The sequence below is a fragment of the Dietzia sp. DQ12-76 genome (assembly GCF_014145045.1).
In the GTDB taxonomy this organism is placed as follows: Bacteria; Actinomycetota; Actinomycetes; order Mycobacteriales; family Mycobacteriaceae; genus Dietzia.
In genome coordinates, this window is the sequence record NZ_JAALDV010000096.1 from 1 (window position 1) to 14,006 (window position 14,006).

The following is a 14,006-nucleotide window of genomic DNA, read 5'->3' on the forward strand; positions in this document are numbered from 1 at the left end:
CAGCGTCAACTTGTGGAAGTCAGGTCGGACCGCGGCGTTCAATGCCGGGCGCTGCGCCACACCGAACGACTCGACGAACAGGATCTCGTGGCTTCGGGCGGATCCCGCGGCGACTCCTACGACAACGCGCTGGCCGAGGCTTTCAACTCCCTGTTAAAGGTCGAGCTCATCCGTAACCGCCACGAGGGGCCATGGCTCGACATCGACAACCTCGAGATCGCGGTCGCCGAGTACATCGACTAGTTCAACCACCGACGGATCCACGGCGAGATCGGCAACGTCCCACCCGCCGAAAACGAAGCCCAACACGCGGCGGTCGAACCGTCACCAAAACTTGCCGACGAACTCGTCGACCCCAGATAACCACCTCGCGAAACCCAGAGCTTGAGACTCAGCACTCGGAAGGGGCCCAAACCTGCGAAGTCACTATCACGGGGGACGGAGATTCGCTCTAGCAGGCTTGTGGGGCGCCTTGGACATGATTCCATAGATAGTGGGGCAGGATACAGGACCGATCAAAACAAATCGATTGTGCGACGAGCAGCGTGCCGCCGAAACTAGTCGATCAAAACAGTACAGTTTAACAGTCGGCGCCTACTACACCGCTTTATTAACTAGTTCGAACAATACCCGAAAGAAAGACTGGGAGACGATCAGCGACGTCTTGCCAAGACAATTCCTCCCGCACCATCTGTGTTTGAAAAAGCTCCGGCGCGTCAAGCACCGAGGACGCAATACCGGTAAGTTCAGCGATTTCTCCGTCACCCGCGAGAGCTGTACCGGGTAGCCCATTCAAGCCCTTAATGGAGTACCCGATGACTGGCCTACCGACCGCCAAAGCTTCAAGAGCCACCCGCGGCAGGCCCTCCCAAGTTGCAGTGTGAAGTAACGCCCTGCTGCGAGCAAAGTAGTCGATCGGCGGAACTCGCCCAGGCAGCGTTATGAACGTCTGCAGCCGATACTTGCTGATTAGGGCCAACACTTCTGACCTCAAGGGCCCCCTGCCGAGCATGAAAAGATGAGCCTGAGGATTGCTCCGAACGAGATCTTTCATGACTTTGACCGCTTCCAACGGCCGTTTCCTCTCTGTAAACTCTCCGATCCAAACCAAGTTATGATCGGACGGGAACGGAAGAGAGGGGAAATCATTTAGGTCGAGACCCACACCGTATTTTAGCCGAAGCATGGGAACGTTGCCTCCATACTTGCGAAGCCATTCCTCGTCCTCGTCGTTGATGGCGATAAATCCCGAGGTTCGACCCACGAGTAGTCTCTCGATACCTTTCCACCCAAGGCCCGTAATAGTACGCTGATTCGACCAGTGGAGGCCGTGGGCAAAGTAAACGACGGGTATCCCAGGATTAACCATGCGAACGAGCGCCGAGGGTGTAGCCGTATTGGTCACGATAACATCCAGATCGTGAAGCTTCGACCACTCACGAATGCTGCGACGCGCCTTGAAATTCGTTAGCGACGGTCGTCTAGTAATTCCGTCTAGCGCTACAGAAGAAATACGTTGAGCCGGGTCGCTGGCCGCCAGAAAAACTTGGTTACCCTGCTCTCTCAAACTTGCAACGATGTCCACCCAGAACGCGTCAAAGTGCGCGCCTATATTGGCGACGATGCCGATCCGCATGACAGTAGCCCCTTCTTCCTGCAATGCAAGAACTCAGATACTAGTTGGCTAACCGGTTGGTGCGCCGTTATCGCACACCCACCGCTAATGGCTGCAATAACTAAGCGCACAACCGCTAGTCTTGGTGAGCTCCCTCTGCGAAAACGTCTGTCAATCTTCCTGCTTATTCCAAACCGAGGAACTATCGCCATTATTGTGCGAACTGAAGTTGTCGTGCGCGACGAAGTCGGTCGAATCAGGGTCCAATACCGCGGCGAACGTTCGCACTAGTATCCTCAAGTCTGTCAGCAGCGAGATACTATCAACGTATTCTAGATCTTTTGCGATTTTCTCTCCCCAAGTAAGCGAGTTTCGTCCACTCACTTGAGCCAGGCCAGTTAGGCCTGGTCTCACATCGAGACGTCGTCTTTCAACCTCGCTATAGCGATCAACCTGGTACTGCAGTGTGGGCCTAGGGCCGACGATCGACATTTCGCCAACCAGAATATTGACGAGTTGTGGAAGCTCATCGAGGCTGAAGCGTCGCAAGAACCTACCCACTTTAGTGACTCGTGCATAGTTCTCCAAGAGATTTCCATCGATGTCACGGCTATCTGCGGGGGTTAACATGCTGCGGAACTTGAGTATACCAAAAGGGGCGCCGCCTCGGCCGACGCGCTGCTGGCGATAGAAAACCGGTCCGCGAGTCTCGGCCTTCACGGATGCCGCGATTGCGAGAGTGATTGGAGAGGAAATCAATAGACCAGCAGTTGCGCCGGCGATATCGATCGCCCTTTTTCCGAATATCGTGTAAAAACTCATCGATTCAAGCACTTCCAATTTCGGTGATCAGATTCTGTCGGAGCTGACGAAAGTGCCCGCGTGTCGATGCCGGAACTGATTCATGCATTCTGATTTGTTCGGAACGTACTTTCTCATATTCTCCTTCAGCTCTCGCCAGCGCCTCCTCGAACTCTAGCGCCATCGATGCATGCAGAGAACCAACTGACTGATCCCCCCACGCCGTATAAGAAGCGCCCAAGCTCTTACTGTAATAGTACCGTTTGTCGCCCGAAACATCGCGAAGAGAGTGAAGGACTGGGACGCGGTTAGCCAAAGCGACGACCGCTGCGTGGTACCGCTCGCACACGACCAACTCGGCAGTTCGAATAAGTTCGCGCGCATCCTCCAACCGGAGGAAGTCTCGTTCGCCGAAATCAAACGTTATCCAACCAAATTCGCGACCCAACCACGCTGCTTGCTCGGCGCCCCCGCGTCCCGAATAGAACGGAAGAACGACAACGTCGATCCCACGGTTCTTCATGGCTAGATCAAAAGATGCCAATTGGGGTCTGATCTCAGTTAGTTTGGCGACAGGCATATATGTCTCAAGAACTATGTGCGGCCTCGCACGTGGAGAAATGCCGGAGGGACGGTCCACCAGCGAGGATGCATAAAAGAACAAGTCGTCCGGCGTGTACGTAATGCTCGAATCAGGTATTCCGAGACGGCGGAGCTCGGCGGCGGAACTAACGGTGTCCCGCACGTGGAACGATGCATTCAGCGCCGGAAATATGTCTGTAAGAAAGGCCGAACTTGAACCAAAGGGTCCGAAGCCATTGGCGGTGAAAGTAATTGGTTTGCCGAGCGTCTGGGCGATCAAGATTGGGGCCAGAATGCTCAACAGCTTTGGCAAACGGTGAGGTTGGCACCACAGCTCGTTCCAATACCCTCCGCCGTTCACGACCATTCGGTCCAGGTTCTCTATCGAAGAGAATAAGTCCTCGATGTTAGACACTGCATTTAGTATCTCAAGAGGAGTGGGGTGCCGGCCATTCTTAGTAAGTAAGTCTCTTTTCGCTTTATCAAAAACGACGGCCTTGCTCTCCATCTGCGAATGCGGCAAGTATTCTGCCAATACCTTATCGACAACGCGGGTGTCATAAGAGTAAAGCGAGATCTGCTGGGCATCGGGAATGGCGTGAAGATTGTTGACTAGCATTCCGTAATCGCCGAAATTTGCATCCGCGAATGGCCCCGTGAAACCCAGCTTCATTTTACCCTCGCTCCGATTGATTTGACTAATTCAGGGATTTCAGTGAGCGCAGTAACAGAGTGGTGTTCGGTAACACCCTCGAGGTACCGCTTTCTGCAATGGATGCCATCTTGCCGCAACAACCGGACCGTCGTGACGGGTAGGACGGAGGAAATATGGAAGTCTTTCTCTGGGTTGTCGCCCACGTAAATCGCTCTGCTAAGAGGGACATTTAACTGTCGGCACGCGAGCCGAAAAGGTCTCGGGTGAGGTTTCCAGTAGGATCGATTGGGGCCGAGTTCGTCAGTTACGACAAGGCTATCGAAGTAGTAGTCAGCATTTACGGCGTTCAGCTTTTTCCTCTGTGTAATCGCAGCGCCGTCAGTAACTATCCCGAGACGAACGTCGATGCCTTGCAGCATCTGAAGCATAGGAAGGACGTCAGGCCTAAAACTGAGCATCGGGGAGTGCTCGCGGTGCACACGGATCAAGTCGTCTACAGTTACATTGATGCCCGGCATGGCGATCTGGCGAAGTATTTGCTGGTATCGGCGTGGGGAGCCTGGTGGGTCCGCACAACGAATTGCCTGGCATACCAGTTCAATAGGAAAGCCCGTCGCTTCCAGGTAGTGCGCTATGGCGTTTGCTGCGCTTTTTTGATAATCGCACTCGTCAATAAGCGTGTCATCGAGATCGAACAGCAGCGCCCATGTCATGTGCTGACCTGTTGGCCCGATGCATCGATGCAAATTGCTTGGTCATATCTGAGGAAAATCAAGTCTGCTGTGAAGTCGCCGTCAAAAGGCAACTCCTCCCCGTCGAGAAGCCTGAAGAGCTTTTTGATCGAGTTGCTGCCCGCCGCAATACTCATTGGTGCCCCGCCTCCAAATCTGGCGTTTACTTCAATAAACTGGACATTGTGTTCGTCCCAGAAGCATTGAATTGTGCTTGGACCGGGTATGGATAGGCTATTGAGCAGGTGTCGAGCTTCCCGTTCTATTATGGGCGCGCGGACTACCTTTCCTTTCGAGATTTCTCCCGCGCGAGTTGCAAGCCGCTGGCGGGGTACGATCGACAGGGGGCGTCCATTGAAGTCTGAGAAACAGTCGACTGTATACTCCAGTCCAGTGGCAAGTTCTTGCACCATTGGGTCGACCGTCTTGCGAAGGGCAGACACAAGCTGCTGTTGGTCGTGCACGGCGGCTGCACCAATACTGGAGCTTCCTTGCCGGGGTTTGACGAAAACCGGGAAGGAAGTCTCGGGAAGTTGGGTCGGGTTTGGAACAAGCGCGGGGACGGTTAGTCCAATACTTTGAATAAACTTCGAAGTTTGGACCTTGTCCGCGCACGTATTAATTGTATCTTCGCTAGCGACCAGTACTCGGGCTTCTGTCAATTGTTCGATTTTTTGTCTATGAATCGCCAAGGTGGAGAGCTCGGTGTCTATTGTGGGCACAACCAGGCTTATATCAAAATCTAGGATTAGACTTATCAGATTCGTAATGTAGCCCGGAGCTGCGACCCGCTCGATTAGTGACCAGTGATCGGCAGCGTATAGTGCTGGGGCAAATCTGTCTGAATCGACTGCCACAACTAACTCGTTCTTTCCGCGTTCGGCCGCCGCTGCTCTGAAGCGTTGCACTAGTTCCACGCGCCGACCCGCACTGAGTATGAGAATGTTTCCCATCCCAATTCCTTTCAGTTTTATGTAGTGGTTCCGGTCGTTCACAGAGAAAGTATCTGCAAAGCTTCTATTACTCGATTCGTTTCGGTGTCTGTAAGCTCAGACCCGCTGGGTAGAGTTATCCCTTTACGGAATAGTTTCTCTGCGTTGCCATTGGTAAAGCTACGCGCGGTTTCGAAGGCAGGTTGCATGTGCATCGGTTTCCAGAGATGCCGCGCTTCGATATTGGCGTCGTTCATTATGCTAATTATCTGGTCCGGAGTGTGTGAAATGCTATCGCCCAGAATGATGGCAGTAAGCCAGCAGTTCTCCTCGGTTTCGCGGCTTTTGCTGCCAGTTCCTAGAAACCTGATGTCGAAATCGACGAATGCGTCCATGTATTGGCGGCGAATTATTCGGCGACGATTAATCATTTCGTCAAGCCGGGTTAATTGTGCTCGGCCGATCGCTGCGAGGATGTTTGATAGCCGATAGTTGTAACCGATTTCGGTGTGTTCGTACCACGGCACCGGTTGTCTAGCCTGGGTCGAAAGGTATCTCGCTCGGTCTATCAAACTCGCATCATTAGACACTAGCATTCCCCCGCCTGACGTCGTCATAATCTTATTGCCATTGAACGAGAGTGCTGCGGCCTGTCCGAAAGATCCTGCGGGGGTTCCGGCGTGTTTAGCGCCGAGGGACTCTGCGGCGTCCTCGAGCAGGGGTACGCCGCGCTTTGCTAATCCCGCCTCGATCTCGGTATAGTCGCAGCAACGGCCCAGGAGATCGACGGTCATCGCAGCAACGACTTCGGTGTCTTCTGCGTGGAGAGTGTCGATCGCTTGGAAAAGTAAATCTGGGTCAATATTCCCGTCGTCCTGGCAGTCGATGAAGACTGGCTCAGCGCCGGTGTATGCTATCGCATTGGCCGATGCGGCAAATGTCATCGATGACACCACCACTGCTGTACCCGGTCGTGCCCCAAGGTGCAGAAGGGCGAGATGGAGCGCAGCCGTGCCCGAGGATAGGGCGAGTGCCCCTTTCACGCCGAGACGCTGCGCGACTTCAGTTTCGAACGAGTCGACCTCCGGTCCAAGCGGTGCTACCCAGCCTGACCGGATGGCTCGGCGGACAGCCTCTTCTTCGGCGTCTGAGATATCGGCTTTCGACATAAAAATTCGCTCGCTCATGGGGCCTTCCGGTTGTCGGACACGGATTGAAGCTTAGGAGCCAACGACCCGAATTGGGTCTGGTTGGTGTGGCGGGGTCAGCATGAAGAGAGGCGGGAAGGGGTCGATACGGCAGTTCTGCCGAGTAGGCGGGTTGTGGTGTGCCCTTCTGCCAGCCACGGTACCTGGGTGCGCGAGCGCTTCCGGTTCCCGCTGGACGTCGGCGCAATGCCTGTGCTGTGGTTACTGGTATCGGTGGGGGTTTAGGCCCTTTTCGGGGGTATCGTGGCTTCTGTGCCGCGCAGAGGTTACTGGTTTGGAGGAGGCTGGGCGAGCTAAGTGGATTGTGCAACGCAGTTGCGTGAAGCTGTGGTTGCCATTCGGTTTGGCGGGAAGTGTTGCCTTCGCCGGTTGGTGCGCGGCCTTTCGTCCAGAGCAAACCGGTGCGACCCGTCCGCGGCGTCGGCGATAGCTCTTAGATTATTAGAAGCGCCGTTCGACGAGAGGGGGAATGTCTCGAAAAGGGTGTAGGAGTGACGCGCCCGAGGAGGCTGATCTAGGGCGGTGAGCAGGCACGGTGGCTTAGAAAAAACGGACAGGCCATGGAGCTAGAGCATCGCAAACCTTGCCACTCCGGCGCTTATCCCAAAGGTGGGTCCGGTTATCGGCGCAATGAGCCACTATTGACCTTAGCGTGTCAGACTGCCCGAGACCGTCTCGGCGGCCTGTGTCGCGCGGCTAGTCCTCGTCGTCGGCGAGTTGCGGGTCGACCTCATAGTCGGTAGGCACCACCAAGAGTTGCTCCGCCACGTCGGCCGGATTGGCCTCGCGGGTGGGGTCGTCGACGCTCACCTCGGGCGTGTACTCCTCGGTTGCGGTGACGGGATCCGGCTCCGGGGTGTACTCATCCGGATCGGGGCGGTCCTCGGCAAACATCTCAGACTCCTCCTCGTTCCACCGACTCATCACTCTGAGGCAAGTGGGTCGCTCGCGGCCTTGTCGCGCCTCCACCCTAAGCATCCTGCGGCGAACGGTGCCACTGCCCGGCGAGGCGTACCTTGGGCCGCATTCGCACCCCCAACCCAGGAGGCACTTCTCATGGCAGATCCTCTGTACACCGTCGAAGCCCTGTCCACCGGCGGAGGCCGCGACGGCCACGTCGCCACCGCCGACAAGGCCGTGGACCTGGAGATGGCCCCGCCCACCGAGCTCGGCGGCTCGGGGGAGGGCAACAACCCCGAGCAGCTGTTCGCCGCCGGGTACGCCGCCTGCTTCCACTCCGCACTGCAGAGCGCCGCGCGGATGAAGAAGGTCGCGATCGACGGCTCGTCGGTCGGCGCCCGGGTCTCGCTGGTGCGGTCGGGCGAGGAGAGCATCGACTTGGCGGTGGACCTCGAAGTGGTGATCCCCGGCCTGGAGTCCGAGAAGGCCGACGAGCTGGCGCAGCTCGCCCACGAGCTGTGCCCCTACTCCCGCGCCACCAAGGGCAACATCGAGGTCAGCGTCTCGGTCTCCGACGACTGACACCTTGCCCGCATGGCCTGCACTCCCGTTGGTGCATGCGATCGGGGTGGCGGCCGCCTCGTCGTCGTCGTCGTTCTTCCTCCTTCGTCGGTGGTCGGTCAGGCCCGGGTGGGCTGCTCACGGTCGCGGTCCGATTCCCGGGTCGACCGCTCCCGCCGGCGCCAGAGGGGCTCGAGGGCGGCGTCCTCCTCGGCGGTGGCGACCCGGAACGGGGGCTCGGTCGGCGTGGGCAGGCCCTGCGCGCCCTGGCCTCTCGTGGCGCGCAGACTGGCGACCACCGAAACGGCGAGAATGGTCGCGATCACCGCGAGCGAGAGGGCGGTCGGGATGTAGACCACGTCGATCTTGAGCATCATCTTGACGCCCACCCAGATCAGGATCAGCGCCAGCCCGATCTTGAGATAGACGAAGCGGTGGACCAGGTCGGCCAGCAGGAAGTACATCGCCCGCAGCCCCAGAATGGCGAAGGCGTTGGCTGTGAAGACCAGGAACACCTCGTCGGTGACGGCGAAGATGGCGGGGATGGAGTCGACGGCAAAGACGATGTCTGTGGTCTCGATGAGTACCAATACGGCCAGCAGGGGAGTGGCCATGATCAGCCCGCCCTTGCGGACCAGCAGGCGCTGGCCGTGGAAGGCGTCGGTCATGGGGATCAGGCGGCGGAACGCCGCGAGCACGCGGGATTGATCGGGGTTGAGGTGCTCATCGCGCTGGCGGATCATCCGGACGCCCGTGTACAGGAGGAACGCGGCGAAGAGGTAGAGCACCCAGGAGAAGTTGGCGATCAGCACGGCGCCGCCGGCGATGAAGATCCCACGGAAGACCAGCGCCCCGAGCACGCCCAGGAACAGCACGCGGTGCTGGAACTGGGCCGGGACGGCGAAGTGGGCAAAGATGATGGCCCACACGAAGACGTTGTCCACCGCGAGGGACTTCTCGATGAGGTAGCCGGCGAAGTACTGCTGGCCGAACTTCGCGCCCCAGACGGCCCAGATGATCGCCCCGAAGCCCACTCCGAGCGCGATCCAGACGGCCGACCAGGTGGCGGCTTCGCGGACGCCGATGACGTGAGCCTTGCGGTGGGCGACGAGGTCGATCGCCAGCATCAGGACGATGAAGGCCAAGACGGCGAGCCAGAGCCAGAGGGGTGTGTTCATTTGTGGGACCTTTCGATCAGTGGGTGATCGAAGGTCTCTCCCGGCTCCTATCGAGCCCGCTCCGCCGGGTCCGGGGACCGTAGTGACGACGAAGTGTGTGAGGGATACTCCCCTTCTGGTGGCGCAAGGTTAGCGCAGGAATCGGGCGGGCTCAAGGCGCGGTCTGACGCTCGTCCAAGAATGCGCCCATTGTGGGCATTACCTCGGTGAAGTTCCTAAAAAGAGTTTAAGGTGAGGTCGGCCGTCAACGCGCTGTCACGTGTACCCCGCGTCCCACGGCCGACCACGTACGCCACCGAGCGGGCCCGCCGCCCCCTCGCCTGCAGACAGGATCCAGATGACCTCACGCACTACCCGCTCCATCGCCACCGGCGCCGCCGCACTGCTCATCGCCTCCGGGCTGTCGGTGGGCACCAACGCCGCGGTCGCCAGCGCAGCGCCCTCCTCGTGCGCCACCGCCCAGACCGTGACGTTCAACGACCCCTCGACCCTGTGGACCGACTACCACCTCAACAAAGAGGTCGTGGGCGACGGGACCGCGGCGCCCGGCGGCATGGTGACGTTCCGGACGACGGTCAGCGGTGCAGGGGCGCTGGTATCCGGGATCGAGGACTTCCACCCGGCCGGGTTCGAGTTGGTCCAAGCCCGCTCGAGCGTGTGGTACCTGCTCGGCGGTCAGACGTGGACCACCGTCACCAACGACGTGATCCGCGACTCGGCGACCAACTCGGTCCGCTACTCGGGCGCCGGCTGGACCACCGCCGGCAACGCGCGCGCCACTCTCGAGACGACCTACCGCGTCCCCGCAACCGCCACCCCGGGCGACGTGCTCAACACGGGCGCCGCGATGACCCTGGTGCTGGCGAACGGTCGCAAGGTGGCCAACCCCATCAACACTTGCGTGACCATCCGCGAGCCGAACCCGACCGAGGTAGTGACCGGCAGCCTCAACGGGCTGGGCCTGGGCTCGGTGACCTCCGGGTCGACGGCTCTCGGCAACATCGGCGCCGACCCCGCCACGTTCTCGGCCGACCTGATCAACGGGCTCGACCTGGGGCAGCTGATCGGGGGCATGGCGGGAAGCTGATCTCGCGGGGCGGCGGCGGAGTTTGTCGTCGTCGCCCTGCTCGGTCTGACCCGGGCGTCGTATGGCCTGTTCGGCGCGTCGGCGGCGCAGGCCGGCCTCGCCCGATATGCAGCCGACTGACCAGCGGTATCAGGGGCCGGCTCGCGATACCGCGAGCCGGCACCGTTGTGTCGGTGGAGCTGAAGATTCGGGGTGCTTGGCGCGGCAGTGGGAGAGTGGGCCCGCCCGAGGGCGTGACAGAGGACCCCGGGCGGGATGGAGATAGTTGAACCCGGTCGTCGAGTGGTCGCATCTGTGGGTTTTCGGGATACCCCACCTGGGAGAACGTGAGCGGGTGTGACCGCGCGGCGGGTGGTGGCCCGGTGCTGATCACGAGGTGGGTGGCGCGGCCTCTCGGTGCACCGGTCCGCGCCTCGCAGGCAGCGACACGGGATCGAGCGAGGGCCCATAGGTGGCGTTATGGGCGGGTTCCCCCAGCCACGCGGGGCGGCGGATCTTGTGTCGAGGAACCCGGGGTGCTGGCTACGACGGCGTGGGGTTGGTGAGCCACCAGACGATCGCCTCTTGCGTCAGCTCGGCGATGCGGCCTTCGCCCGTGGATCCGTCGCCCCACCGGGGGAGATCTACCCAGATGCGCAGCGGTGCCCCGCCGATCACGGGGACGTCGACGAACTCGAGCGTGCGCTGCCCCGGGCCATACGGTGACCTGCCGCCGGTGGAGCACGAGATGACCGGGACGAACCCCGTTGCGCAGGCCACCTCGGCACCGGGTTCGATCGGGGTCAGAACCCGGGTGCCTGAGATCGCCGGGTTCCAGAACGCCGGGTCATCAGGACCGAGAACATCGCTGACGATCTGGGGCATGCCGCGGGGGATCTCGAGCCCTGGCGCGACGTCCCCTGGGTTGGCCGGGGCGGCGGTGGCCGTCGTCGGGCCGAGGGCGGTCGCCGCTGCGGCTACCGCCAGAGCGAGGCCGAGTCGTCGGCGGGTGGGCGATTGCCGATGCACGGTTGGGGAGGTCATGAGTCGAGGTTCCGTGTCTGCACCCGGATCTGATTCTCGGGTGGGACCGAACCCAGATTGCCACGTGACCCACCGGCCCTTGCTGCGTCGTACTTGACTATCTGACGCTCGTCGATCCTTTGCGTGCGGCCGTCCTTGCGTTTGGAGAACAACGTCCAGCCTGATCGGTCTCTTCGCGCGATGACGCTCCACTTTCTAGCCGGGCCATCGTGGTGATCGATTGTCCGCTCGATCGTCATGAGCTGGGACGAGACGCCCCACGGGGTGGAACCGGGTGCGCAGTAGTGCTCGAAGGTGGGCCACCATGCCCACTCTGCCTCCGGACGCTCCGCATCCACCCGGCGGTCCGCAGTGTGGCCGGCGCGAGTGGTTCCGACGCCAGGGGTTCGTTGCCCTCTCCGTTTGTTCACGAGCCCACTTTCACAGACTGGTTCGCCGCGTGAACATTCACGGGTTAATCTGAGCTTCTTCTCACCAAAGCCGCTTCTGATCCTCGATAGGTCACGCGGACTCTGTCGGACCCGGCGAGCTGGCCGACGATCCCGGCGTCACCGCCCTCGACTGCCACATCGTCGAGGCCGTCCGGCGCGCACGAGAGATCGCCGGCGACCGCAACGTGCAGATCATCAGCGCCGACATCGCGCGGCAGGCCCTCGAGCACGACCTGATCGACGAGCTGCAGGTGTTCGTGGCGCCCGTGTTCCTGGGTGACGGCATCCGCATCTTCGACGTTCCCGGTGGCCGACGGGTCGACTGGGAGCTCGTGGAGATCTACGACGACAGCCCGCGCAGCTTCGGCCGTGTGTACCGGCCGAGGGGGCGGGCGCAGCAGTAGGCACGATCACCGGGCAGGCGGCGGTCGGTAGGCGGCAGAAAGTCTCTCAGCGAAACCCGGGGTGTCGGTCGGTACGCTCCAACGGTCGCAGGCCATGTGCTGCACCGCGACCGGGCCGTGATCGCCCGGTTCGGCGACCAGAGACGCTCGGCAGAACCCGAGCGTGGGAGAAACGGACATCGATGTGATCACCCTTGCCGCGGCGCCACCGATCGACCCTTCGGCCGACTACAGTGGGTTCATCGGGTGGGTTCTGAACCTCATGGAGACGCTGGGCGAGCTCGGCGTGGGCTTGGCGGTCCTGCTCGAGACGTTCGTCCCTCCGATCCCGTCCGAGGCGGTGCTGCCCGGTGCCGGGTTCCTCGCCTACGAGGGGCGGATGAGCTTGACCCTCGCCTGGGCGGCGGCCACCACGGGCGCCCTGCTCGGAGCGTGGATCTGGTACGCCGTCGGCTCCGCGCTCGGCCGCGACCGCACCAGGCGCCTGGTGGGCAGGATCCCGCTGCTCGACCACGAGGACTTCGACCAGTCGGAGGCCTTCTTCCAACGGTGGGGCGGCGTGGCCGTGCTCCTGGGGCGCTGCGTCCCCCTGGTGCGCTCGTTCGTCTCCATACCCGCAGGGATCAGCCGGATGCCCGTCCTGCGATTCACCGCGTACACCTTCATCGGATCCGGGGTGTGGAACGCGATCTGGATAGGCGCCGGGTTCGCCTTTGGCCCGGCGATCAGGCCCGCCCTGGAACGGTGGAGTGGAATGCTGTCCAACGCGGTGCTGGCGATCATCGCGGCCCTGGTGGTCTGGTTTGTGGTCAAGCGAGTGCGGCGGCTCATGAAGCGCCGACGCGCTGTCAGCGTGCAGTGAGCGCGACCGCCCCGCGTCAGCCGCTCGAGCGGATGGCCGCCTTAGCCTGGTGCCGCTCCCGGGACACGACGAGCAATGGAGACGCCCACTCCTCGAGTGGTCACATCTGACGGCTTCGCCGGCACGCCACCTGGGAGAACGCGATCAGAAGTGACCACTCGACGGGTAGCGGGCCGTGCAGGCACGATCGGGCGGGGGCATTGTGGACGTCATGCCAGCCGACTCCAGCCCCACCGCACCCAGCCCCACCGCAGCCGTCTCCGCCGCGCCCAGCTCCGCCGCCCACCGCACGCCTGACGGCACGGTCGCGCTGCGCGTGTTCGTCGAACCCCAGCAGGGCGCCACCTACGCCGACCAGCTCGCGGTCGCCCGCGCGGCCGAGGACCTGGGGTATGAGGCGTTCTTCCGCTCGGACCACTACCTCAAGATGGGCGACGCCAGCGGCCTGCCCGGGCCCACCGACGCCTGGCTCACCCTGGCGGGCCTGGCCCGGGAGACCAGCTCCATCCGGCTCGGCACCCTGCTCACGTCGGTGACGTTCCGCCACCTGGGTCCGCTGGCGATCTCGCTCGCGCAGGTCGACCAGATGTCCTGGGGCCGCCTGGACGTCGGCCTGGGGGCCGGGTGGTACGACGACGAACACACCGCCTACGGCATACCCTTCCCGCCCCTCGGCGAGCGTTTCGACATGCTCGAGGACACCCTCGGCGCTCTGGAGACCCTGTGGTCGACTCCCGAGGGGGAGACGGTCACGATCCGCGGCAAGCGGATCGACCTGGTCGACTCTCCCGGCCTGCCCAAGCCACTGCAGCAGCGGCCGCCGGTCATCGTCGGTGGGTTCGGCAAACGCCGCACCCCCGCTCTCGCCGCCAGGTTTGCCCACGAGTTCAACGTGCCGTTCGCCGACGTCGACACCGCGGCCGCCCAGTATCGCCGCGTCGACGAGGCGTGCGCGGAGCGGGGTCGGGCGCCGGGGGACATCCTGCACTCTGCGGCCCTGGTCCTGTGCTGCGGCCGGGACGAGGCGGAGCTCGCC

The 14,006-nt window shown here is 61.6% G+C and carries 14 protein-coding genes and 1 pseudogene; 6 read left to right on the forward strand and 9 right to left on the reverse strand.

Annotation, left to right across the window (positions count from 1 at the left end):
- A pseudogene (locus G6019_RS04410) lies at positions 1-243 on the forward strand (hypothetical protein); the annotation flags it as partial.
- Between the two features lie 367 nt (positions 244-610).
- Here G6019_RS04410 and G6019_RS04415 read toward each other — a convergent pair.
- The 7 genes from G6019_RS04415 to G6019_RS04445 form a co-directional block, all read right to left on the reverse strand.
- Positions 611-1,636 (reverse strand): glycosyltransferase, encoded by a 1,026-nt coding sequence (locus G6019_RS04415; RefSeq protein WP_182612525.1) that lies wholly within the window; start codon positions 1,634-1,636, stop codon positions 611-613.
- 150 nt (positions 1,637-1,786) lie between these two features.
- Complete coding sequence (locus tag G6019_RS04420; RefSeq protein ID WP_182612549.1) at positions 1,787-2,437, reverse strand: sugar transferase; 651 nt, start codon at positions 2,435-2,437, stop codon at positions 1,787-1,789.
- 4 nt (positions 2,438-2,441) lie between these two features.
- Entirely contained in the window at positions 2,442-3,671 is a 1,230-nt protein-coding gene (locus G6019_RS04425) for a polysaccharide pyruvyl transferase family protein (RefSeq protein WP_182612527.1), read from the reverse strand.
- Positions 3,668-4,366, reverse strand: coding sequence for an HAD family hydrolase (locus tag G6019_RS04430; protein ID WP_182612529.1), 699 nt, complete (start codon positions 4,364-4,366; stop codon positions 3,668-3,670). The genes G6019_RS04425 and G6019_RS04430 overlap by 4 nt, the downstream gene beginning before the upstream one ends.
- The gene (locus G6019_RS04435) at positions 4,363-5,337 is read right to left on the reverse strand and encodes an ATP-grasp domain-containing protein (protein WP_182612531.1); all 975 of its coding nucleotides are present in this window, start codon (positions 5,335-5,337) and stop codon (positions 4,363-4,365) included. The genes G6019_RS04430 and G6019_RS04435 overlap by 4 nt, the downstream gene beginning before the upstream one ends.
- 38 nt (positions 5,338-5,375) lie before the next feature.
- Positions 5,376-6,503, reverse strand: coding sequence for a DegT/DnrJ/EryC1/StrS family aminotransferase (locus G6019_RS04440; RefSeq protein WP_182612533.1), 1,128 nt, complete (start codon positions 6,501-6,503; stop codon positions 5,376-5,378).
- Positions 6,504-7,220: 717 nt separating this feature from the next.
- Positions 7,221-7,448 carry a hypothetical protein gene (locus G6019_RS04445; RefSeq protein WP_241725873.1) on the reverse strand — a complete coding sequence of 76 codons (228 nt, stop codon included), beginning with the start codon at positions 7,446-7,448 and terminating at the stop codon, positions 7,221-7,223.
- Between the two features lie 132 nt (positions 7,449-7,580).
- On the opposite strand from G6019_RS04445, the gene G6019_RS04450 reads away from it, so the two are divergent.
- On the forward strand, positions 7,581-8,006 hold the full coding sequence (locus G6019_RS04450) for an organic hydroperoxide resistance protein (RefSeq protein WP_182612537.1): 426 nt from the start codon (positions 7,581-7,583) through the stop codon (positions 8,004-8,006).
- Between the two features lie 98 nt (positions 8,007-8,104).
- Here the strand turns inward: G6019_RS04450 and G6019_RS04455 are convergent, their stop codons facing one another.
- Complete coding sequence (locus G6019_RS04455; protein WP_182612539.1) at positions 8,105-9,163, reverse strand: TerC family protein; 1,059 nt, start codon at positions 9,161-9,163, stop codon at positions 8,105-8,107.
- Positions 9,164-9,500: 337 nt separating this feature from the next.
- Between G6019_RS04455 and G6019_RS04460 the strand changes: the two genes are divergently transcribed.
- Positions 9,501-10,250, forward strand: coding sequence for a hypothetical protein (locus G6019_RS04460; protein ID WP_182612541.1), 750 nt, complete (start codon positions 9,501-9,503; stop codon positions 10,248-10,250).
- Positions 10,251-10,772: 522 nt separating this feature from the next.
- Here G6019_RS04460 and G6019_RS04465 read toward each other — a convergent pair.
- Positions 10,773-11,273 carry a hypothetical protein gene (locus tag G6019_RS04465; protein ID WP_182612543.1) on the reverse strand — a complete coding sequence of 167 codons (501 nt, stop codon included), beginning with the start codon at positions 11,271-11,273 and terminating at the stop codon, positions 10,773-10,775.
- Positions 11,274-11,841: 568 nt separating this feature from the next.
- Between G6019_RS04465 and G6019_RS04470 the strand changes: the two genes are divergently transcribed.
- The 3 genes from G6019_RS04470 to G6019_RS04480 form a co-directional block, all read left to right on the forward strand.
- Positions 11,842-12,108, forward strand: a complete 267-nt coding sequence (locus G6019_RS04470; protein WP_309230156.1) for a dihydrofolate reductase family protein — start codon at positions 11,842-11,844, stop codon at positions 12,106-12,108.
- Between the two features lie 163 nt (positions 12,109-12,271).
- On the forward strand, positions 12,272-12,970 hold the full coding sequence (locus G6019_RS04475; RefSeq protein WP_231750339.1) for a DedA family protein: 699 nt from the start codon (positions 12,272-12,274) through the stop codon (positions 12,968-12,970).
- 211 nt (positions 12,971-13,181) lie between these two features.
- Positions 13,182-14,006 (forward strand): LLM class F420-dependent oxidoreductase (locus G6019_RS04480; RefSeq protein WP_182627107.1); only part of this gene is annotated, 825 nt, incomplete at its 3' end.

Bases quoted from the DNA above. Each gene is read 5' to 3' on its own strand.
- G6019_RS04415 (WP_182612525.1), bottom strand. From the start codon at position 1,636: ATGCGGATCGGCATCGTCGCCAATATAGGCGCGCACTTTGACGCGTTC.
- G6019_RS04420 (WP_182612549.1), bottom strand. From the start codon at position 2,437: ATGAGTTTTTACACGATATTCGGAAAAAGGGCGATCGATATCGCCGGC.
- G6019_RS04425 (WP_182612527.1), bottom strand. From the start codon at position 3,671: ATGAAGCTGGGTTTCACGGGGCCATTCGCGGATGCAAATTTCGGCGAT.
- G6019_RS04430 (WP_182612529.1), bottom strand. From the start codon at position 4,366: ATGACATGGGCGCTGCTGTTCGATCTCGATGACACGCTTATTGACGAG.
- G6019_RS04435 (WP_182612531.1), bottom strand. From the start codon at position 5,337: ATGGGAAACATTCTCATACTCAGTGCGGGTCGGCGCGTGGAACTAGTG.
- G6019_RS04440 (WP_182612533.1), bottom strand. From the start codon at position 6,503: ATGAGCGAGCGAATTTTTATGTCGAAAGCCGATATCTCAGACGCCGAA.
- G6019_RS04445 (WP_241725873.1), bottom strand. From the start codon at position 7,448: ATGAGTCGGTGGAACGAGGAGGAGTCTGAGATGTTTGCCGAGGACCGC.
- G6019_RS04450 (WP_182612537.1), top strand. From the start codon at position 7,581: ATGGCAGATCCTCTGTACACCGTCGAAGCCCTGTCCACCGGCGGAGGC.
- G6019_RS04455 (WP_182612539.1), bottom strand. From the start codon at position 9,163: ATGAACACACCCCTCTGGCTCTGGCTCGCCGTCTTGGCCTTCATCGTC.
- G6019_RS04460 (WP_182612541.1), top strand. From the start codon at position 9,501: ATGACCTCACGCACTACCCGCTCCATCGCCACCGGCGCCGCCGCACTG.
- G6019_RS04465 (WP_182612543.1), bottom strand. From the start codon at position 11,273: ATGACCTCCCCAACCGTGCATCGGCAATCGCCCACCCGCCGACGACTC.